This is a genomic window from Kitasatospora sp. NPDC096147 (assembly GCF_044763225.1).
Classification (GTDB): domain Bacteria; phylum Actinomycetota; class Actinomycetes; order Streptomycetales; family Streptomycetaceae; genus Kitasatospora.
On record NZ_JBIWFX010000003.1, the window covers coordinates 536,951 to 556,857 of the forward strand.

Below are 19,907 nucleotides of genomic sequence, written 5' to 3' on the forward strand. Positions count from 1 at the left end.
CCTCGGACGACCTGAAAGCTTGAGTAGGTAAAGCAATCGTGGGCATGAAAGGTTCATGTTGTCAAATGTTCAGGTAGACTCAAGGACATGACCGAGCCCACTCACGGCACTCCGCCGACCGCCGACGCGCCGCCCGCCGACGCGATCACCCGCGAGGTCGTGGACCTCATGGCCGGGCTGGTCGCGGTCTTCCACCGCGAGTACGAGGAGGCCGCCGCCGCCCGCTCGCTGACCGGGGCCCAGGCCAAGGTGCTCGCGCTGCTGCGGCGCGGCCCGATGCCGATGCGCCACATCGCCCAGACCCTCAGCTGCGAACCGTCCAACATCACCGGCATCGTGGACCGGCTGGAGGGCCGGGGCTTCGTGACCCGCGAGGCCGACCCGCAGGACCGCCGGGTCAAGCTGGTCGCCGCCACCGAATCCGGCGACGCCGCCACCGAGGAGCTGCGCGAGTCGCTGAACTTCGCCCGCGAGCCGCTGGCCGCCCTGGACGAGGAGGAGCGCACCCAACTGCGCGACCTGCTGCGCCGGATGCTCAAGCACGCCGACCTCGACCAGGCCTGACCCCGGGGGCCACCCTCCCGTCACCCCTCCCGCATCGGGGGGGGTGACTGCTTCTGCACGAATCACCCTTGCTAGATTGCGCTTCCCTGTAACCTTCCGGCTCGCCAGACCGTCTATCCGGTGAGACAACCGACCACTTCCGACGGTTCCCCCGCCGAACGGCCGCAGCAGAGAGCGCCTCCACTCACCATGATCGACGCCGAGACCCGGCCCGCCCGCGCCGTCGTGCCCAGATCCGAGCGCCCCCGTCGCTCCCGTCGCTCCCGCCGGACCCGGCTGGCCCGGATCGCCGTGGCCACCGCCGCCGTCCTGGTGCTCGGCGTGGTGGGCACCGGTGCCTGGTTCTACCAGCGCCTGGACAGCAACATCACCACCTTCGACGCGGCCGGCATCGCCCCCAGCCGCCCGCCGGCCCCGACCCCGACCGAGGTCGGCGCCGACGTGCCGGTGAACGTCCTGCTGCTCGGCTCGGACACCCGCAACGACGGCAACGACGACCTCGGCGGCGGCGACGCGGGCGTCGGCCACTCCGACACCGCCATGCTGCTGCACGTCTACGGCGACCGCCGGCACGCGGTCGCGGTCTCGATACCCCGGGACACCCTGGTCACCATCCCGCCCTGCCGGAGGCCGGACGGCAGCTGGACCGCCGAGCGCACCAACCAGATGTTCAACTCGGCCTTCACCGTGGGGGACGGTGAGAAGGGCAACCCGGCCTGCACTCAGAACACGGTCGAGCGGCTGACCGGTCTGCGGGTGGACCACACCATCGTGGTGGACTTCAAGGGCTTCGCCGCGATGACCCAGGCGGTGAACGGAGTGGACGTCTGCGTGCCGAACGCGGTCAACTCCTACGGCATAAAGCTCGCCAAGGGCCGTCAGACCGTCTCCGGGCAGCTCGCCCTCGACTACGTCCGGGCCCGCCACGGCTTCGGTGACGGCTCCGACATCGGCCGGATCAAGCGTCAGCAGGCCTTCCTCTCCTCGCTCATCAAGAAGGTCCAGGACCAGGGCTTCAACCTCACCACGCTGCTCCCGCTGGCGGATGCCGCCAGCCGCTCGCTCACCGTCGACCCCGGCCTCGGCACCCCGATGAAGCTGGTGGACTTCGCCCAGTCGCTGCGCGAGATCCAGCTCTCCGACATCGAGTTCGTCACCGTCCCCTGGGAGTACAAGGGCAGCCGGGTCGCCCTAGTCCAGCCCGACAGCAACCGCCTCTTCGAACTGCTCCGCCAGGACCACACCCTGGACGGCCGGGCCACCGGCGCCTCCCCCACCGCCGGGTCCTCCGCCACTCCGACCCCGTCGGCGTCGGCCTCGGCGTCGGCCTCGGTGGCCGCCACCCCGCTGACCGTGGTCAACGCCAGCCGCTCCGCCGACACCGCCACCCGGGTCGAAGCCGAACTCAAGGCCGCCGGCTGGACCGACCTCACCGCCGGCCCCACCCCCGAGGTCTCCCGCCGGGCCACCCTGATCAGCTACCCGCCGACCCCGGTGAACCTCGCCGAGGCCGAGCGGCTCGGCCGGCTCTACCCCGACGCCGAGATCCGCCCCGACACCACGGTGGCCACCCTCACCCTCACCCTCGGCCGCGATCAGGCCGCCGGCACGGACCAGGTCGCCGCCACCACCTCCTCCCCCTCCGCCACGTCCACCACTTCGTCGAGCGCCACGCCCAGCGCAACGCCGACCGGGATCCCCTCCGGCATCGCGGACAACACCCGCACCGCCGACTCCGACCTCTGCTCCAACCTCACCTTCGGCGACGGCGGCTGACGGACCGTCGGGGATCCGGCGGGCACCGCCTCCCGGGCGCCTCGACGTCCGGCGCGGCTCCCGACCTCGGGCCGGCAACCGCGCCACGCCCCGGTGGACCCCGGGTGAACAGTCCGGTCCGGTCGCGGGACCATTGGTGCCCGATCCGTCGAATCCGGGCGGCCGGTGGACGGAGTGGTCCCGCGCGGCGGGGAGACTGGGTCATCTCGATCTTCTGCGACGCCTCGGGGGACGGCTTCGGTGGGCTCTGCTCTCGCACTGGCCTGCGGTGCGGCGGTGCTGCACGCGGTGTGGAGCCTGGTCAGCAAGCGGCTGGCCGGGTACGACGCGGTGGCCTTCGTCTGGCTGGCCTCGCTGGGATCGTTCGTGGCGTACGCGCCGCTGGTGCTCGCGCTGGTCGGCGGGGAGCACGGGAGCGGCGGGACGGCGGGCGGCGGCGGGTGGCGGCTGACGCCCGTTCAACTCGCCTTCGTGGCGGGCAGCGTGGTGATCAACCTGGGGTACTTCCTGGTGATCCAGTACGGCTACCGGCTGGGTGGCCTCTCCCTGGTCTACCCGATCGCGCGCGGCACCGGCCCGATCCTGGCGATCGTCGGCGGCATCCTCTTCCTGGGTGAAGTGCCCTCCGGACCAGGCCTGTTCGGGGCCCTGGCGGCGGTCGGCGGGGTGGTCGCGCTCGGTCTCTCGGCCCGCCCGGCCGACGGTGGACCGCCACCGGCGGGCGGCTACGGCCGGGCCCTCGGCTACGCGCTGCTCTCCGGCCTGACCATCGCCGGGTACACCCTCTGGGACCAGCACACCGTGGGTCCGCTCGCGGTCTCCCCGCTGCTGCTCAACTGGGTCGACGACCTCGGCCGGGTGGTACTGCTCGGACCGTCCGCGTACCGCCGCCGTGCGGCGCTGGGACGGCTCTGGCGGGAGTGCCGGCTGCTGATCCTGGGCGCGGCCACCCTGATGCCGCTGCCGTACCTGCTCTTCCTGTTCGCCCTCCGGCTGGCCCCGGCCGCCGTGGTCTCCCCGATCCGCGAGGCCAGCGTCCTGCTGGTGGTCCTGCTCGGCGGCACTCTGCTCGCCGAGGGCCACCTACGGGCCCGGCTGCTGGCGGCCGGCGTGATCGTGACCGGCCTCGGCCTGATCGCCTTCGGCTGACGGCCGCACCCCTGGAGCGGCCGGGCTCCGGCGGAGGGCCCAGGCAGGCGGCCCGGGCGGACGGCCCGGGCAGGCGGCCCGGGCGGACGGGCTGGGCGGACGGGCGCTACCCGGGGTCGGGCAGGCCCGTGACGACCACGGTGACCCGGGTGCCAGGGGTCAGCCGACCGGTGACCGCACGGTGGTGGACGGCGGCCAGGGTCTTGGCCACGTACCGGAGTTCGGGACGGATGCCGTGCCGCTGCTCGAACTCCACCGCGAAGGAGGCGAGTTCGGTCGGCACCCGGCCGTAGCCGCCGCCGTGGTGGGTGTGGTCGATGCTCCAGTTGGCGAACTCCCGCCCGTAGGCGGCGCGGTGGAGCTCCCGCACCTCGCCCTCCAGGTAGCCCTCGCCCTTCAGGACGGCCACCCCCAGCGCCCGGGCCCCCGCTCCACCGTCGCCGCCGTCGCCACCGGCCGCCCCGGCCAGCGACCCGGCCGCCAGACCCGCCGCGATGCCCGCCAGGGTGCCGCCGGTGCCGACCGGACAGACCACCAGGTCCTCCGGTCCGAGCCCCGGCAGTTCGGCCGGGATCGCGGCGGCCCCCCGCACGGCCGCCGCGTTCGAGCCGCCCTCGGGCAGCACCAGCCACTCCGCCGACGGGGCCTGACGCTCGGTCAGCAGCTGCCGGTAGTCGGCCCGGGAGACGAAGCGGAGCTCCATCCCGTCCGCCTCCGCCGCGCGCAGCGACCAGTTCCTCGGCGCCCCGGCGAGCTCCTCCCCCCGGACCACCCCGATGCTCGCCAGTCCGAGCGCCCGCGCGGCGGCGGCCACCGCCCGCAGGTGGGTGGAGTACGCGCCGCCGTACGTCAGCAGGCCACGGGCGCCGGAGTCGACCGCGTGCGCCAGGTTCGGCGCCAGCTTGCGCCACTTGTTGCCCGGCACGGTCGGGTGCGCCAGGTCGTCGCGCTTCAGCCGCAGCTCGACCCCGGCCCGGGCGAAGTCCGGGTCGTCCAGCACCTGGAGCGGGGTCGGCAGGTCGGCGGGCAGCAGCATCCGCCCAGCGTAGGTGAGCGGCGGTCACGACGAGGCCGCCGTCGTGGGGTCCGGTGGAAGCCCATCGGACCTCGCGTCAGTTCCCTCGACCGGCGTCGGGCTCGGCAATCAGGTCCTCGACGAGGGCCCCGGCTGGTTCTTGCGCCCTACCCACCCACCCTCTCGGGTGTTGCTTAACACAATGAGAATGAGGCTTGTTCTCATGTGTCAGAACGGTCTGATCTGTTGAGGCAGCCGGGCCGCGCGAGCCGTCCAGCACATCGTCATCGACTGGCAGCGCCCGTGGGCCTTTGCGCCTTCATGGATCACGAAGGCGCTCTGACCTGCAGTTTTCCCTTGGGTGAACAGGCAGTCTTGACGATTCCCCAAGGACCGTGCAGAATCCAAGTCCCGCTTGGTCGGTACCGTTTCGCATTCTGGCGAAGACGACGTGCGACAGCGGCGTGCGAGTGGTTTCTGAACTTCCTCCTTTACGTCTTCGGGGCCGCGCGTTCCAGTGCAAGGTGTTTGCGTTGGGCTGACACCTGCTCGGGGGCGCCTGCCTTCGGTACGACATCCGGGAGGGATGCATCTGATGGGTGCTGTCGGCTGGGTCGCTACGGCTCTCAGTGCATTGATTGCCGTCAGCACGCTGGTGTGCGCGCTGCTTGACCAGGCTTCGGCTCTGTCCCGCAAGCTGGCCGAGGTGATCGTCAGCTTCGGCGAGCTGCGCGCGGCCTGCTCTGGTCGCCGCGAAGGAGGCGATCTGGAGGAGCGGGAGGAACCGCTGACGTAGCCCATCGCCAGGCGCGTTGGCGTGTGGCAGGTGCGGGGCCCCGGGGTCTTCTCCGGGGCCTCGGGCCTTCAGGCACGCTGCCGGGACGCCTCCTCGCCACGCAGCGGGGCTCGCCCGTGTGCGAGCCTCTGGTGGGCCACGTCTGTCACTGCGGGCCCGCCCTGCCGTTGTGCCTTTGGTTTGGCTTGGCGCTGAAATCGCCCTAACGGGAGGGTTGAGCGCTGCACCGGGGAGCTGCGCCATCCTCGTCGCCGTTCTGCACCGGGTGCTGGGTGAACTACTGGGCTTGGTCATCGGTTCTGACCTGCTCGGGGTGATCTTCCGAAGCGCAGACGGCGGACGCTCTCGACTCGGTCGCTCTGGTCAGCGCATCCGTTGGTCAGGAGGTCAGTTGCTGTCACTTCGGGCGGCCATCCGGCTCCCGAGGACGGCAGGCGGTCTGGTGGGAGCGGCCGTGGACCGTGGTGGCAATCGGGCGGGGTGCGCGGAGGAGGATGTCGCGGTGCCTTGGCAAACCGTGAAGGGTGACAGTCTCAGCCTGGTTGCCGCTGAGGGCGGTGGTCCGGATGCGGCGGCCGTCGTTGCGTGGGTGACAGTAGATGCGTGGCTTGGTGCCGGCCGGGGCCGGTCACCCGTCTACTGCGGCGCCAGCAGAAGGAGCTCGCCGCGAAGGCCGAGCTCGTACCGGCCTGACCAGCACAGCGCGGGGGCGGTGACCAGCTGGTCACCGCCCCACTCGTATGCCCCGGGTCCTACTCCCGGCCGCTGGCCGCCGGCGTCGGCTCCGGGACAGGCCACTTGAAACGCCGAAGAACATCGCGGTAGAGAACGTCGAACTCCTTCAGCTCCTCCACGAACGGCTTCCACACCGCGTCCCGATCTGGGCCGAGGTGAGCGGTCGCCTCATAGGTTTCCTCCAGCTCACCGTTGACGCGCCGCCCCCAGCACTGGCTGTTGTCCCACCAGGCCCGCAGAAGTGCCTGCAGCGACTCCCTGTCGAGGAAGGGCGCGCACGGAATCACCGCGCACGTCATCACGAAGTCCCCGAGGTCGAAGCTGCCCACGTCGCTGACAAGCCCGGGAAGGTGGCTCGTGTAGTAGGGGTCCGGCCGCTGGTTGATCACGGTCGCCCTGGTGTGAACACCCAACCCGGCGAACGCCTTCTCCAGCCTGGGGAAGGTCTTCCTCAGCTCGGGGTATGTGACCAAGGCGAGCACCTTGTCCTCGTCCGGCGTGAGAAAGTCAGCCAACGAGCTGCCCTTCTCTCCGATCTTCACGATCCGGGCTTCGAACAGGCCCCTCAATGTCTCGGGGACCACCTTCCAGAAGGCGGGCAGGTCACCGAGCCGGGCAAGTGCGGCGAGCTGGACGCCGGGCTGGGCCGCCGCAAGCCTGTCCATCTGCTTAGCTAGGGCCTTCTCCACCACAGTGACGTCCTGGTCCGCGAAGCAGCGCAGGCAATCGGCCATCCGGTCAGCGAAGAGACCAGCCGGCACCGGAACTGCGGGGTCCTCGACCTGGAGGGCGGCGAACTTCGCTGCGAACTCGACCACACGGAGGCGGGCGGAGGGGCGGACACGGTCGAAGTAGGTGTGGGCAAGGTGGCCACGGTGCAGGACGAACGCCGGGTCGGCGACGTGGGTGCCGAAACTCAAGATGAGCTTGCGGCCCTGGCTCGGCGGGTGGATCAGCAACGCGTCCAAGGCCGCCACCAGGTGAGCCCGGGCGTAGTCACTGGTCGGCTCGTACTGCTCGCCGAGGGGCCTCAGGGACGGGTGGGCACTCTGGTTACGGTCCTCTTGCAGACGGTCCAACTGGATGCGCTGGGAGAAGTCGATCAGCTCCAGCTTCAGCGCGGTGTCGACCATCCCCCGCTCGACAGCGCCCATCAGCTCGACGCTGCTCCTTCGCTCCTTCGAATCGGTACTGGCGGCGAGTCTCTGGGCCTCCTCCACCTTCTTGGTGACCTCCGTCGCCTCCGGCTCGCCGTCGTCCGCGAGCACCCGGGCCTTGGCCATCACGTCGGCGCAGACGGCGGTCCAGGTGAGGACGATCGCGGCGCGATGGATCCCGCTGGCGTAGGCACGGTAGGCGTCGTGGGCGAACTGCCGGACCTCTGGGGTGTGGACCCGGGTCACGAGTTCTTCGAGGTTGATCACAGGCTGCTCCTCCCCTCCCCCGGCCAGACGTCTTCTCCGGCTGGGGCGGCTTCACGTCGACGGGTGCTGGACCTGGTGCTGCGCCCGCCGAGAGGAGCCTTCCAGAAGTCCACTCTCCTCCGCGATGTCCGCTGGATGTCCGCTAGGAGGGTGAACTTCGGCGCGGGATGAGGTGGCGGAGGCGCCTGATGCTCTACAGTTCCGATCGGATCTGTAGGCGTTTTCGCAGGTCAGCTGGTCCTCTTATGTGACGAACCGTCAATGACCGTATGTGGGGCGGGTGGGACTCGAACCCACGACCAAGGGATTATGAGTCCCCTGCTCTAACCGGCTGAGCTACCGCCCCGGTTCGCCGTGCCGTCGGCCGAGGTGGCGGGGCAGCAGCAGACGGCCCGTCAGGGCCGTCATCCGCAGCATAGCCGGTCACTCCGGCGCGGTGCTCGCCGGGGGTGCATCCGGGTGGGACGGGCGGGAGAGCCCGTCCGGGTGATCAGGCCTGGCAGCGGCCGGGGGGCTCGCGAAGACTGGAGGCCGGTGGTCGGCTCGGGTCCAGGGCGGTGGTGGCGGGTGCGTGGCGGATGGTCGGCCCGGGTGGTCGCGCTCGGAGTGCTCGTCGCGCTGGGCGGGCTGGCGGCCGGGTGCGGCGGGTCTTCGGGGGACGGCGGCGGGGGCGCGAGCCCGGCGGCGACGGTCGGCGGGAGCGGCAGCGGTGGGGCCGGTCCGACGGCGACCGCGCACGGCTGGTCGAAGGACCGGATCAAGGCCGCCGTGGCCAAGCACGCGGGGACCACCAGGACGGCCAAGCCGACGCCGCTGAACGCGCTGGTCGGCGCGGTGTTCACGCACAACTCCGACGGCGACCACTTCTGCACGGCCAGCGTGGTGGACAGCGCGGGGTTGAACCTGGTGCTGACCGCCGCGCACTGCGTCTACGACCCGAAGGTGGGACAGCGCGGCGACCTGGTCTTCGTCCCGGGCTACCGGGAGGGCGACACCCCGAACGGGGTCTGGCAGCTGGCCTCGATCACGGTGGACCAGGCCTGGGCGGACAGCGCCGACCCGGACGTGGACGTGGCCTTCGCCGTGGTGCTGCCGCAGAACGGGCAGCAGATCCAACAGGTCCTCGGGGCGAACACCTTGGGCATCGACCGGGGACACCGGCTGCCGGTGAAGGTGACCGGCTACCCGAGCAGCGGCGAAGTGCCGATCACCTGCGCCAACACCACCGCCGAGCAGAGCCCGACCCAGCAGCGGATCGACTGCCCGGACTACACCGGCGGCACCAGCGGCAGCCCCTGGGTCACCGACTTCGACCCGCAGACCCGCACCGGCACGGTGGTCGGGGTGATCGGCGGCTACCAGGAGGGCGGGGACACCCCGGACACCTCGTACAGCAGCTACTTCGGGAGCCGGGTGCAGGCCCTGTACGACCGCGCGACGGGCTGAGGCAGGCGCCCCGGTCCGGGCACGGGCTGAGCAGGGTCGGGGCTGGCGCGGCGGAGGGCCGGGCTGGTACACCTTGCGGCAGTCGATCTTCACGGTCCGTGGGGGTCACCCGGGAGCCGAGGACGGACTTCGATGGCACGCGCAGGGTGGCTCGCAGCACCGGCGACCCGGCGTACGGTCCGGCCCGCGCACCGGCCCGCCGCCCTCGTCGCGGCCACCGCGACCGGCCTCGCCCTCACCATCGCCGTCGTCGGCTGCACGCCGGGCGCCGCCCAGGACGCCGCGCCCGGCACCGGCCCGGCAGGCGTGACCACCGACGGCTTCCCGTCCGCCCGGACCGCCCCGGCGAGTGCGGCGGCGGACCGGATCGGCACGCTGTTCGTCGGCGGGCCGGACGGCGCCCGGAGCTGCACCGCCAGCGTGGTCAGCAGCCCCGGCCGGAGCCTGCTGGTGACGGCCGCGCACTGCGTGGAGAGCCGGTTCTTCGGCCGGGCGGGCCAGCTGGAGTTCGCCCCCGGATATCGCAACGGCCGCCTGCCGCACGGGAGTTGGCTGGTGGAGCGGATGACGGTACCGACCGCCTGGTCGGAGGAGGCGGACCCGGAGTACGACGTGGCCTTCCTCACCGTCGGCGAGCTGGACGGCCGCCGGATCGAGGAGGTGCTCGGCGGCTTCCCGCTCGGCACCGACCGGGGCTTCGGCCTGCCGGTCACCGTGACGGGCTATCCGATGGCCGCCGAGGAGCCGATCACCTGCGCCAACACCACCGCCGAGCAGAGCCCGACCCAGGAGCGCTTCGACTGCCACGGCTACACCGACGGCACCAGCGGCAGCCCCTGGCTGACCGAGGCCGGTGAGGTGGTCGGGGTGGTGGGCGGGCACGAGGAGGGCGGGGACACCGAGCGGACCTCGTACAGCATCACCTTCGACCGGCGGGTGGCCGAGCTCTACCGGCAGGCGGTCACGGGCTGAGCGGTGCCGGGCCGGGTGTCCCCCGGATGGGCACCCACGGGAGCGCCCGGACAAACACGAAGGCCCCTCGGGTGTCCGAAGGGCCCTCGCTCTGCGCATCTCACCCGAAGCACGGGTGAAGCTCCCCCAATTGGACTCGAACCAATAACCTGCCGATTAACAGTCGGCTGCTCTGCCAATTGAGCTATGGGGGACTGCTGTTGGGTGCGGAACGGCCTGACGGCCCTTCCGGGCTCCCCCAATTGGACTCGAACCAATAACCTGCCGATTAACAGTCGGCTGCTCTGCCAATTGAGCTATGGGGGACCGAGCTTCCACCGTGCTCCGGAAGGATCTTCCGGCCGCGGTGTCCGCTGCGGGTCATACATTAGCGCACTCAGGGGGGTGGTCCGCCAATCGCTTTCGCCCGGGGCCCGCCCGGGGCCCCCGGCGGGCCGCCGACCGCACCCCGCCGGCCTCGACCACGCCCGACCACGCCCGATCAGCGTCCGTTCGGCGTGCCCGGTGGGCGGCGGGGGTAGGCGGCAGGGATCCTGGACCCACGGTTCGCCGTGGGGCGGGGCGGGTAGGGCAACGCGGCAGGGTCCGCAAGGAAGGGTGGAGACCGGTCATGTGGAAGCTGACATTCGTGGTGGGAGTCGGGGTCGGATACGTCCTCGGGTCGAAGGCGGGCCGCGAGCGGTACGAGCAGATCGCGGGCGCGGCCCGGCAGGTCGCTCGGAACCCCACGGTGCAGGACGTGGCGGGCAAGGCCCGGCAGCAGGCCGGGGCGGTGGCCGGGAAGGCCGCGGGCGCGGTGGCCGGCCGGGTGGGCGACCACCTGCCGAGCGCGATCACCGACCGGGTGCCGTACCTGAGCAGCAGCCGGGCCGGCGGGCAGGACGACAGCTGGGGCACCTACCGCCCCTGAGGCACCGCCCACAGCACCGGCACCACCCGCACCAGCCGGCACTGCGGAGGAGTCCGCTCCCCCGGGTGGTCCGGACCACGGGTGTGCCGAGTGGGCAACACTTCGGGCGGGCGGCGGTGTGAGCGGCTCCTGCTGAGGCATGATCTCGGCATGGCCATCGTCGCGGGCATCGACAGCTCCACCACTCGCACCCGGATCGTCGCGTGCGACGCCGAGACCGGCGCCGTGCTGCGCGACGGCAAGGCACCGCACCCGGCCCCGGAAGGCACCGACCCCCGGGCCACCGAGATCGACCCGCAGCTCTGGCTGCACTCGCTCGGCGAGGCGGCCACCGGCGGCCTGCTGGAGGGCGTCCGGGCGATCGGCGTCTCGGCCCAGCAGCACGGCCTGATCGGGCTGGACGCGGGCGGCGTGCTGGTGCGGCCCGCCCTGCTCTGGAACGACCCCCGCTCGGCCGGGGCCGCCGCGCAGCTGATCGACGCGCTCGGCGGCCCCGAGGCCTGGGTCCGGGCGATCGGCTCCGTCCCGGCCCCGACCTACACGGTGGCCAAGCTGCGCTGGCTGGCCGAGTTCGAGCCGGCCTCGGCCAAGCGGATCGCCGAGGTGCTGCTGCCGCACGACTGGCTGGTCTGGCAGTTGCTCGGCCACCCCAAGCGCCGCACCACCGACCGGGGCGACGCCTCCGGCACCGGCTACTGGTCACCGGTCACCGGCGAGTACCGGCAGGACCTGATCGAGCTGGCGATCGGTCACCAGCTGCGCGTCCCGGACGTGTTGGGCCCGGCCGAGCCCGCCGGGCACACCCCGGAGGGCCTGCTGATCTCGGCCGGCACGGGGGACAACATGGCCGCCGCACTCGGCCTCGGCCTCCAGCCCGGCGACGCGGTGGTCTCGCTCGGCGGCAACGGCACCGTCTTCGCGGTGCACGACCGGGCCGTGGTGGACGTCACCGGCGCGGTCTCCTCCTTCGCCGACGCCACTGGGCGCCACCTCCCGATGGTGGGCACCCTGAACGCGGCCCAGGTGCTCCGCTCCACGGCCGGCCTGCTCGGCACCGACCTGACCGGCCTGAGCGACCTCGCCCTGCAGTCCACCCCCGGCTCCTACGGGCTGGTGCTGCTCCCCTACCTGGACGGCGAGCGCACCCCGAAGCTCCCGGCCGCGGCCGGGACCCTGACCGGCCTGCGGGCCGAGTCGATGACGCCGCCGCACCTGGCCCGGGCCGCCGTCGAGGGCATGCTCTGCAACGTCGCGGACGCGCTGGACGTGCTGCGCGGCCACGGCGTGGAGCTGCGCCGGATCTTCCTGCTCGGCGCGGTCGGCCGGCTGCCCGCCGTGAAGGAGATCGCCCCGCTGCTGTTCGGCCTCCCCGTGGTGATACCGGCGGCCGGCGACCACGCCGCCCGGGGCGCCGCCCGGCAGGCCGCCTGGGCCCTGGCCGGCACGGCCGAGCCGCCGGAGTGGGAGCTGCCCGAGGCGGTCACCCTGGTCGCCGACCACGAGCACGACCAAGCCGTCGGCAGCGCCGTCCGCCAGCAGTACCGGACCGTCCGCGACCAGGTGCACCCGGAGCTGGCCGAGGACTGAGCCGCGGACCGGGCCGAGGGCTGAGCCGAGGGCTGAGCCGAGGACCGGACGGACCGCCCGGCCGCCGCTGACGGGTCCTCATGTCACCGGCGGCGGCGGCGAGTTCTCCGACCGGCCGGCCCGGGTCGGCCCTGCTCCGGACGTCTTCTACACTCGGCGCGTACCGCTTCCGGGTCCCACGAAGGTGTCTACATGGTTGATGCTCCCCCCAAGGTCGTCGTCGTCGTTCCCACCTACAACGAGCGGGAGAACCTACCCGTCCTGATCGGCCTGCTCGAGGACCTGGGGATGCCCGACCTGCACGTGCTGGTGGTGGACGACAACTCCCCGGACGGCACCGGCGAGGTGGCCGACAAGCTGGCCGTCGGCTCGCCCGACCGGATCGGGGTGCTGCACCGCACCGAGAAGGACGGCCTGGGACGGGCCTACGTCGCCGGCATGTCCCGGGCGCTGGACGAGGGCGCGGACGTGGTGATCCAGATGGACGCCGACCTCTCCCACCCCGCCTCGGCGGTGCCGTCGATGGTCGAGGCGCTGCACGTCCGGGACGCCGCGCTGGTGCTCGGCTCCCGCTACGTGGCCGGCGGATCGACCGCGGCCGAGTGGCCCTGGTACCGCAGGGCGCTCTCCGTCTGGGCCAACTTCTACGTCAACACCCTGCTGCACCTCGGGGTGCAGGACGCCACCGCCGGCTTCAAGGCCTGGCGGGCGGAGGCCCTGCGGGCGATCGACCTGCCGACGGTGCAGAGCAACGGCTACTCGTTCCAGGTCGAGATGAACTACCGGACCGTGCAGCGCGGGATGCGGATCGTCGAGGTGCCGATCCGCTTCGAGGAGCGGGTCAAGGGCGCCTCGAAGATGAGCCTCGCCGTCCAGATCGAGTCCGCCCGCGCCCCGTGGAGGCTGCGGCGCGACAGGAACGCCCGGCAGTCCTGACCTCGCTCAGGCGGTGAAGGCGGTGGCCACCGCGAGGCTGTCCTCGTAGACGTGGTGACGGGTGATCAGGCCGTCCTCGACGGTGAGGTGGAGTGCGAAGCGGGCCCGGTAGCGGCGGCCGGTGGCGCGGGCGGTCTGGCGGATCTCGCCGAGCACCACCGCGTCCGGGCCGTCGACCAGGATGCGCTCGACGGTGGTGGCCGCCTCCTCCGGGACGTGGTGGGCGGCCAACGCGCGGAAGTGCTCGGCCGCTTCGGCCCGGGTGGAGCGGTGGCGGATCCACGGGGTGGCGGGGCGGCCGTGCTCCTCCTCGGGCCAGGAGAGCCGCCAGTCGCCCCGCTCCGCGTAGAGCTCGGCGATCCGCTCCGGGTCTCCCGCGCCGATCCGCTGCAGCAGCTCCTCGACCACGGCGCGGGTGCCGGTGCCGGTGCTGATACCAGTGCCAGCGCCGGTGCCGGTGCCGGTGCTGGTGCCGGTGCCGGTGCCGGTGCCGGTGCTGGTGCTGTGACGGGACACGGTGGTTGACGACACGACGGCTCTCCCTGCCTCGGTGCCGCTCCCGGGGTGGTGCGGCGTTGCCGTCATTCTGGTCCGCCGCCCCGGCACCCCGCGATTACCTGCGGGGTAAAGCGCGGGGTCAGTCCAGGTAGGCCCGGAGCTGGGCGGTGAAGGCGTGGGCCCGCAGCCGGCTGAGCGTCTTGGCCTCGATCTGGCGTATCCGCTCACGGGTGACGCCGAACAGGTGGCCGATCTCCTCCAGCGTGCGGGGGCGGCCGTCGTCCAGGCCGTAGCGGAGCTGGACCACCTGGCGCTCGCGCTCGCCCAGGGTGTCCAGCACCGCGCCGAGCTGACGGCGCAGCAGCAGGAAGGCGGCGGTCTCGACCGGCGAGGCCGCGTCGGCGTCCTCGATCAGGTCGCCGAGGGCGACCTCGTCCTCGTCCCCGACCGGGGTGTGCAGCGAGACCGGCTCCTGGGCCAGCCGGAGCACCTCCAGCACCCGGGCCTCGGTCAGCTCCAGCGCGGCGGCGACCTCGGCGGCGCTCGGCTCGGTGCCGCTCTCCTGGAGCATGGTGCGCTGCACCCGGATCACCCGGTTGATCAGCTCGACCACGTGCACCGGCACCCGGATGGTGCGGGCCTGGTCGGCCAGTGCCCGGCTCATCGCCTGCCGGATCCACCAGGTCGCGTAGGTGGAGAACTTGTAGCCACGGGCGTAGTCGAACTTCTCCACCGCCCGGATCAGCCCGAGGTTCCCCTCCTGCACCAGGTCGAGCAGGGTCAGGCCGCGCCCGACGTACCGCTTGGCCACCGAGACCACCAGCCGGAGGTTGGCCTCGATCAGCCGCCGTTTGGCCCGCCGGCCGAGCCGGACCAGCACTGCCAGCTCGACGGCCAACCCACCCTCCAGGCCGCCCCGTTGAAGGGCCTGCTCGGCGAACAGACCGGCCTCGATCTGCCGGGCCAGCTCGACCTCCTCGACGGCGGTGAGCAGCCGGATCCGGCCGATCTCGCGCAGGTACTGCCGCAGCAGGTCGGCGGCGGGCCCGGTGCCCTCGTCCACCGCCCGCAGGCCCGGCCGCCCGGCGCGTTCGGCCTCCCGGTCCTCCTCGGCGTCCCGGTCCGCCCGGGCCTGCTCGGCCGCCAGCTCCGACTCGGCCGGCTCGACGGCGGTGTGCACGGCGGAGAGCTCCACGGGCATCCTCCCTCGGCGGTGCACGGCCGATGGGGCGGCCGTGCCACAAGGGTGGGGATACCCAGGACGGAGCCCGGAGATTCGGCCGACTGTGACTCAGGTCACGCCGGGGTGGTCAGAGCCCGGCGGCACCGAGGGTCTTCAGGCGTTCCTTGTACTGCTGCAGGGCGAAGAGCTCGCTCTGCACCGCGTTCAGCTCCTCCGGGGTGCCGCGCCGGTCGAGGCGCTGGAGGTGGCCGCGGACCTCGGTGATCCGGCGGTCGACCGCCTGGAGCCGGAGCTTGACCAGGAACTCCCCCGCGTAGATCGTGTCGACGGCCCGCCGGGTGCGGATCGGCTCGACCGTCAACTCGGTTACCAGCGAACGCACTTGATCGTCCGGGCAGACCTCCCGGACGGTCGAGGTGAAGTCCGCCAGGCTCGCCCCGTACGCCGCGCCGCCGGCCGCCCGGATGGCCTGCCGGACGGCGGTGTAGGGCGGGGTGGGGAACTCGTCGTCGCCGTAGTTGTCGAAGGCCGGGCTGACCATGTCCGGGTGCTGGAGGGCGAGCTTGAGCAGCTCGCGCTCCACGAACTGGGCCGGATCGCGCGGGTCCAGGCGGTAGGCGGGGCGGCTGGGCTGGACCGGCACGGGGGCGGTGGCGGCGCCGACGGGACGGCGGAGCCGGCCGCCGCTCTGCTGGTTCTCCCGCTGCCAGCGGGCGAGTTGGGAGATCCGGCGGACCACGAACTGCTCGTCCAGGATGCCCAGCATGCCGGCCAGCCGGACGGCGTACTCGTGCTGGATCGAGCGGTCCTTGATCTTGACGATGATCGCCGACGCCTCCTCCAGCGCGGCGGCCCGGCCCTCGGGGGTGTCCACCCGGTGCCGGTCCACCGCCGACCGGAGCGCGAACTCGAACAGCGGCACCGGGTGGTCGATCAGCTCGCGGACCGCGTCGTCGCCCTTGGCCAGCCGGAGTTCGCACGGGTCCATGCCGTCCGGGGTGATGGCGATCGAGGTGCGGGCGGCGAACTTCTGGTCGTCCTCGAAGGCGCGCAGCGCGGCCTTCTGCCCGGCGGCGTCGCCGTCGAAGGTGAAGACCGTCTCGCCCCGGTAGGTGGAGGTGTCCATCAGCAGCCGACGGATGATCTTGATGTGGTCCTCGGCGAAGGCGGTGCCGCAGGTGGCCACCGCCGAGGTGACGCCCGCCAGGTGACAGGCCATCACGTCGGTGTAGCCCTCGACCACCACCGCCCGGCCGGACTTGGCGATCTCCTTCTTCGCCAGGTCGAGGCCGTAGAGCACGTGCGACTTCTTGTAGATCGGCGTCTCGGGGGTGTTCAGGTACTTCGGCCCGTTGTCGTCCTCGCGCAGCCGGCGGGCGCCGAAGCCGATCACCTCGCCGCCGCTGTCCCGGATCGGCCAGACCAGCCGGCCCCGGAAGCGGTCGATCAGGCCGCCGCGCTGCCCCTGCGAGGCCAGGCCGCCGAGCAGGATCTCCTTGTCGGCGAAGCCCTTGCCGCGCAGGTAGCGCACCAGGTGCTCCCAGCCGGCCGGGGCGTAGCCGACCCCGAAGTGCTTGGCGGCGTCGGCGTCGAAGCCGCGCTCGGCCAGGAAGCGGCGGGCGATCTCGGCCTCCGCCGACTCCAGCTGCTCCTGGTACCAGGCGGCGGCCACCTTGTGCGCCTCCACCAGCCGGGTGCGCTCGCCCTGCTGCTGACGGGGCGAGTAGCCGCCCTCCTCGTACCGCAGGGTGATCCCGGCCTGGGCGGCCATCCGCTCGACGGCCTCGGCGAACGAGAAGTGCTCGATCTTCATCAGGAAGGCGATGGTGTCGCCGCTCTCCCCGCAGCCGAAGCAGTGGAAGACGCCCTTGCCCGGGTGCACGTAGAACGAGGCGGACTTCTCGTCGTGGAACGGGCAGACGCCCTTGAGCTGGCTGCCGCCCCCGTTCGTCAGCTGGACGTAGTCGTTGACCACCGCGTCGATGGGCAGCGTCTCGCGCACCCGCTGTACGTCTTCATCCCTGATCCGGCCTGCCACCCCGGAAGTCTACGTCGCCTTCGACTCGACCAGGCGGGAATGCAGGGCGAGGGCCGAGGCGTCCGTGAGGGTGGCGATCTGGTCGATCACCACGCGCAGCGCCGCCCGGTCGTCCTCGGCCTCCCGGTACAGGTCGGCGAAGACCGGATCGAGACCGTACGGGGCGCTGCGGGCCAGGCTGTCGGCCAGCTCGGCGATCACGATCCGCTGGCGGGCCCGGAGCTGGGCCTGCTCGTCCCGCTGCATCACGTACCGGACGGCGACCGCCTTGAGCACCGCCACCTCGACCCGGACCTCCTGCGGCACCACCAGCTCGGCCGCGTACCTGGTCAGTCGGCCGGGGCCGTAGCGGGCCCGGGTGGCCTGCTCGGCCGCCAGGCAGAACCGGCCGATCAGCTGGCTGGTGAGGTCCTTGAGCCCGGCCCGGGCGCGGGCCGTGCCGTCGTAACCGCGCGGCCACCACTCCTCCAGCTGGAGGCGGTCCAGCGCGGCACCGTACTCCTCGGGCTCGGCCTCGGCGTACCGGTCGGCGATCTTGAACAGCTCGGCCCGCTCCTCGGCGGAGCGCAGCGCGGACGGATCGACGTGCCCGGCCTGGATGCCGTCCTCCACGTCGTGGGTGGAGTACGCCACGTCGTCGGACCAGTCCATCACGGTGGCCTCGAAGCACTTGCGCAGCTCCGGAGCCCCGGTGCGCATCCAGCGGAAGACCGGGAGGTCGTCGGTGTAGACGCCGAACTTGGTGGAGCCCGGGTCGGTGGGGTGGGCGCCGTGCGGCCAGGGGTACTTGGTGGCGGCGTCCAGCGCGGCCCGGCTGAGGTTGAGCCCGACGCTGTGACCCGGGCGGGCGGCCAGCCGGGCGGGCGGGGCGTCGAGCGGGGCGAAGCGCTTGGGCTCCAGCCTGGTCAGGATGCGGAGCGACTGCGCGTTCCCCTCGAAGCCGCCGCAGCTGCGGGCGGCCTGGTCGAGCGCCTCCTCGCCGGTGTGGCCGAACGGCGGGTGCCCGATGTCGTGGGCCAGGCAGCCGGTCTCCACCAGATCCGGGTCACACCCCAGCGCCGCCCCCAACTCCCGCCCCACCTGGGCGCATTCGAGCGAGTGGGTGAGCCGGGTCCGCGGGAAGTCACTCCGCATCGGGGCCACCACCTGGGTGGTGCCGGCCAATCGGCGCAGGGCCGCGGAGTGCAGCACCCGCGCCCGGTCTCGCTGGAACGCCGTCCGGCCCGGCCGCTTGTCCGGCTCGGGCACCCAACGGGCTTCGGCTGCGGGGTCGTACGCGGTGTCGTTCATATGCCCTGCACGGTACGCCGCCCGGCTGACATCGCACAGCCGCCCCGCCGCCGCACGGCCGCCCCGGCCACACCCGCCAGCCCGCCAGCCCGCCGACCCGCCGACCCACCGAGGCGAAGACCCGCGGACCGTCGTGCCCTACCGCAATCGTCGTATCGGGCCGCAATCGGCTGCGGGCGCCACCGGGCGGGCGCCAGGATGGCCGCGTTCGGGCGAGGGAGGGAGGCCCTGCCGTGCAGGACGAGGACGCGAAGGCCCGGGCCGAGGCGGCGTTCGCCACGGCGGTCCGGGCCGCCACCCCGCTCTGGCGGGCCGGGTGCTGGATCCGGGCCGGGCTGCTGGCCGGCGTCTGGGGCACCGTACTGATCACCGTCGACGGCAGCGAACTCCCGCGCACGGCCGTGCAGTTGTCGGTCGGCACGGTTGCCGTGCTGATCGCCTTCGCGCACACCAGCCAGGACGCGCTGGAGCGGCTCGCCGAGGTCCGGGCGGTGCCCGGGGTGGCCCGGCTGGCCGACCACCTGCGGAGCACCTCGGGCCGGGCCACCGTGGACGCCTCCGGACTGGCCGAGGGCGCCGGATGCCTGCTGGCCACCTGGCTGTTCGCCGGCCCGTTCCCCCTGCACGGCCTGCCGTCGCAAGCCCGCGCGCTCGGCGCCACCCTCGCCATCTGCTACGTCACCCAGGCGGTGCTCCAGGCGGTGATCGACCCCGGCTGGTACAGCACCGAGCACCCGCCGTCTCGGGCGATGCGCCGCTTCCGTCCGCTGATCCCGCCGATCCTGGCCGCGATCATCGCGGTCGGGCTCTGGCCGTACCACCCCGCGGTGGCCGAACTCCCCACCACCCTCTACGTCCTGCTCTGCCTGCTGCCGCTGCCGCTGCACTACCTGGGCTGGGCCGCCTTCGACGTACTGCTGCACGCCGCCTCCGAGCAGGACCGCACCAGCCTGGAGCGCTGGCGTCGCACCCTCGCCATCGACCTGCACAGCCAGGTCAAGAACCCGGCCGGACTGCTCCAGCAGCAGCTGGACGAGGACGATCCGGACCTGGCCGAACTCCGCAGCCTGTGCTGGAACTTCATGCTCCGGGTGGAGGACATGCGGCTGACCGTGCTGGACGTCCGGCGGCCGGCCGGCACCCGGCCGTTCGGCGAGCTCTACGAGAGCACCCTGAGCATCGTGCCGAGCCTGCTGCGCGAGCGCTGCGTGCTCGCCCCGCAGGCCGAGCGGCTGACGCTCTCCTCGATGGACTACCAGACCGCCCGCCGGGTGCTCCCCGACCTGGTCGGCAACGCCCTGCGGGCCGGCGCCCGGAGCGTGCGGGTGGACTGCGCCACGCACCGGCCGGACGACCCGGCGGCCGAGGTGTGGCTGACCGTGGAGGACGACGCCGGCGGCATCCCGGCGGGCGCCCTGGGCGCGCCGCACGCCAGCCTGACCGTCCTGCGGGAGCGGCTGGAGCTGTTCGGCGGCGGGATCGAATGGACCGGGACGCCCGGCGGCACCCGGGTGCAGGCCCGCTGGCGGCGGCAGAGCACCGGCTCGGTGGCCCTGCTCCCCCGGCCGGACGGAAGGGTGGGCTGAGC

At 72.7% G+C, this 19,907-nt stretch carries 16 protein-coding genes and 3 tRNA genes; 10 read left to right on the forward strand and 9 right to left on the reverse strand.

Annotation, left to right across the window (positions count from 1 at the left end):
- The first annotated feature begins 87 nt into the window (after positions 1 to 87).
- The 3 genes from ACIRBX_RS13105 (at position 88) to ACIRBX_RS13115 (ending at position 3,489) form a co-directional block, all read left to right on the forward strand.
- Positions 88 to 564 carry a MarR family winged helix-turn-helix transcriptional regulator gene (locus ACIRBX_RS13105; RefSeq protein WP_402296119.1) on the forward strand — a complete coding sequence of 159 codons (477 nt, stop codon included), beginning with the start codon at positions 88 to 90 and terminating at the stop codon, positions 562 to 564.
- A 189-nt stretch (positions 565 to 753) separates the two neighbouring features.
- On the forward strand, positions 754 to 2,340 hold the full coding sequence (locus ACIRBX_RS13110; RefSeq protein ID WP_402296121.1) for an LCP family protein: 1,587 nt from the start codon (positions 754 to 756) through the stop codon (positions 2,338 to 2,340).
- A 240-nt stretch (positions 2,341 to 2,580) separates the two neighbouring features.
- Positions 2,581 to 3,489: an EamA family transporter gene (locus ACIRBX_RS13115; protein WP_402296122.1), complete on the forward strand. Its 909-nt coding sequence runs from the start codon at positions 2,581 to 2,583 to the stop codon at positions 3,487 to 3,489.
- A gap of 106 nt (positions 3,490 to 3,595) precedes the next feature.
- Here the strand turns inward: ACIRBX_RS13115 and ACIRBX_RS13120 are convergent, their stop codons facing one another.
- Positions 3,596 to 4,525 (reverse strand): pyridoxal-phosphate dependent enzyme, encoded by a 930-nt coding sequence (locus ACIRBX_RS13120; RefSeq protein WP_402296123.1) that lies wholly within the window; start codon positions 4,523 to 4,525, stop codon positions 3,596 to 3,598.
- 574 nt (positions 4,526 to 5,099) lie between these two features.
- On the opposite strand from ACIRBX_RS13120, the gene ACIRBX_RS13125 reads away from it, so the two are divergent.
- Entirely contained in the window at positions 5,100 to 5,300 is a 201-nt protein-coding gene (locus tag ACIRBX_RS13125) for a hypothetical protein (protein ID WP_402296125.1), read from the forward strand.
- 752 nt (positions 5,301 to 6,052) lie between these two features.
- Here the strand turns inward: ACIRBX_RS13125 and ACIRBX_RS13130 are convergent.
- A complete protein-coding gene (locus ACIRBX_RS13130; protein WP_402296127.1) occupies positions 6,053 to 7,459 on the reverse strand; it encodes a hypothetical protein in 1,407 nt (468 codons plus the stop codon).
- A gap of 272 nt (positions 7,460 to 7,731) precedes the next feature.
- Positions 7,732 to 7,805 (reverse strand) — tRNA-Ile (locus ACIRBX_RS13135).
- 221 nt (positions 7,806 to 8,026) lie between these two features.
- Here ACIRBX_RS13135 and ACIRBX_RS13140 point away from each other — a divergent pair.
- Together ACIRBX_RS13140 and ACIRBX_RS13145 are read left to right on the forward strand one after the other, a co-directional pair.
- Positions 8,027 to 8,905, forward strand: a complete 879-nt coding sequence (locus tag ACIRBX_RS13140) for a trypsin-like serine peptidase (protein WP_402296129.1) — start codon at positions 8,027 to 8,029, stop codon at positions 8,903 to 8,905.
- Between the two features lie 132 nt (positions 8,906 to 9,037).
- Positions 9,038 to 9,877, forward strand: a complete 840-nt coding sequence (locus ACIRBX_RS13145; protein WP_402296131.1) for a trypsin-like serine peptidase — start codon at positions 9,038 to 9,040, stop codon at positions 9,875 to 9,877.
- A gap of 121 nt (positions 9,878 to 9,998) precedes the next feature.
- Here ACIRBX_RS13145 and ACIRBX_RS13150 read toward each other — a convergent pair.
- A tRNA-Asn gene (locus ACIRBX_RS13150) sits at positions 9,999 to 10,071 on the reverse strand.
- A 39-nt stretch (positions 10,072 to 10,110) separates the two neighbouring features.
- A tRNA-Asn gene (locus tag ACIRBX_RS13155) sits at positions 10,111 to 10,183 on the reverse strand.
- A 304-nt stretch (positions 10,184 to 10,487) separates the two neighbouring features.
- On the opposite strand from ACIRBX_RS13155, the gene ACIRBX_RS13160 reads away from it, so the two are divergent.
- From ACIRBX_RS13160 to ACIRBX_RS13170, 3 genes are all read left to right on the forward strand, one after another.
- Positions 10,488 to 10,787, forward strand: a complete 300-nt coding sequence (locus tag ACIRBX_RS13160) for a hypothetical protein (protein ID WP_402296132.1) — start codon at positions 10,488 to 10,490, stop codon at positions 10,785 to 10,787.
- Positions 10,788 to 10,937: 150 nt separating this feature from the next.
- Entirely contained in the window at positions 10,938 to 12,374 is a 1,437-nt protein-coding gene (locus ACIRBX_RS13165; protein WP_402296134.1) for an FGGY family carbohydrate kinase, read from the forward strand.
- Positions 12,375 to 12,566: 192 nt separating this feature from the next.
- Complete coding sequence (locus ACIRBX_RS13170; RefSeq protein WP_402296136.1) at positions 12,567 to 13,310, forward strand: polyprenol monophosphomannose synthase; 744 nt, start codon at positions 12,567 to 12,569, stop codon at positions 13,308 to 13,310.
- Between the two features lie 6 nt (positions 13,311 to 13,316).
- Here ACIRBX_RS13170 and ACIRBX_RS13175 read toward each other — a convergent pair whose 3' ends face one another.
- From ACIRBX_RS13175 to ACIRBX_RS13190, 4 genes are all read right to left on the reverse strand, one after another.
- The gene (locus ACIRBX_RS13175) at positions 13,317 to 13,745 is read right to left on the reverse strand and encodes a nuclear transport factor 2 family protein (RefSeq protein ID WP_402296477.1); all 429 of its coding nucleotides are present in this window, start codon (positions 13,743 to 13,745) and stop codon (positions 13,317 to 13,319) included.
- 202 nt (positions 13,746 to 13,947) lie between these two features.
- Positions 13,948 to 15,009, reverse strand: a complete 1,062-nt coding sequence (locus ACIRBX_RS13180; protein ID WP_402296137.1) for an RNA polymerase sigma factor — start codon at positions 15,007 to 15,009, stop codon at positions 13,948 to 13,950.
- A gap of 109 nt (positions 15,010 to 15,118) precedes the next feature.
- A complete protein-coding gene (gene dnaG, locus ACIRBX_RS13185; RefSeq protein ID WP_402296138.1) occupies positions 15,119 to 17,029 on the reverse strand; it encodes a DNA primase in 1,911 nt (636 codons plus the stop codon).
- A 9-nt stretch (positions 17,030 to 17,038) separates the two neighbouring features.
- Positions 17,039 to 18,319: a deoxyguanosinetriphosphate triphosphohydrolase gene (locus tag ACIRBX_RS13190; RefSeq protein WP_402296140.1), complete on the reverse strand. Its 1,281-nt coding sequence runs from the start codon at positions 18,317 to 18,319 to the stop codon at positions 17,039 to 17,041.
- Positions 18,320 to 18,552: 233 nt separating this feature from the next.
- On the opposite strand from ACIRBX_RS13190, the gene ACIRBX_RS13195 reads away from it, so the two are divergent.
- Positions 18,553 to 19,905: an ATP-binding protein gene (locus ACIRBX_RS13195; protein ID WP_402296141.1), complete on the forward strand. Its 1,353-nt coding sequence runs from the start codon at positions 18,553 to 18,555 to the stop codon at positions 19,903 to 19,905.
- Positions 19,906 to 19,907: the final 2 nt, after the last annotated feature.

Coding starts and splice junctions, on each gene's coding strand:
- ACIRBX_RS13145 (WP_402296131.1), top strand. CDS start 9,038: ATGGCACGCGCAGGGTGGCTCGCAGCACCGGCGACCCGGCGTACGGTC.
- ACIRBX_RS13105 (WP_402296119.1), top strand. CDS start 88: ATGACCGAGCCCACTCACGGCACTCCGCCGACCGCCGACGCGCCGCCC.
- ACIRBX_RS13165 (WP_402296134.1), top strand. CDS start 10,938: ATGGCCATCGTCGCGGGCATCGACAGCTCCACCACTCGCACCCGGATC.
- ACIRBX_RS13125 (WP_402296125.1), top strand. CDS start 5,100: ATGGGTGCTGTCGGCTGGGTCGCTACGGCTCTCAGTGCATTGATTGCC.
- ACIRBX_RS13190 (WP_402296140.1), bottom strand. CDS start 18,319: ATGAACGACACCGCGTACGACCCCGCAGCCGAAGCCCGTTGGGTGCCC.
- ACIRBX_RS13180 (WP_402296137.1), bottom strand. CDS start 15,009: ATGCCCGTGGAGCTCTCCGCCGTGCACACCGCCGTCGAGCCGGCCGAG.
- ACIRBX_RS13110 (WP_402296121.1), top strand. CDS start 754: ATGATCGACGCCGAGACCCGGCCCGCCCGCGCCGTCGTGCCCAGATCC.
- ACIRBX_RS13120 (WP_402296123.1), bottom strand. CDS start 4,525: ATGCTGCTGCCCGCCGACCTGCCGACCCCGCTCCAGGTGCTGGACGAC.
- ACIRBX_RS13160 (WP_402296132.1), top strand. CDS start 10,488: ATGTGGAAGCTGACATTCGTGGTGGGAGTCGGGGTCGGATACGTCCTC.
- ACIRBX_RS13170 (WP_402296136.1), top strand. CDS start 12,567: ATGGTTGATGCTCCCCCCAAGGTCGTCGTCGTCGTTCCCACCTACAAC.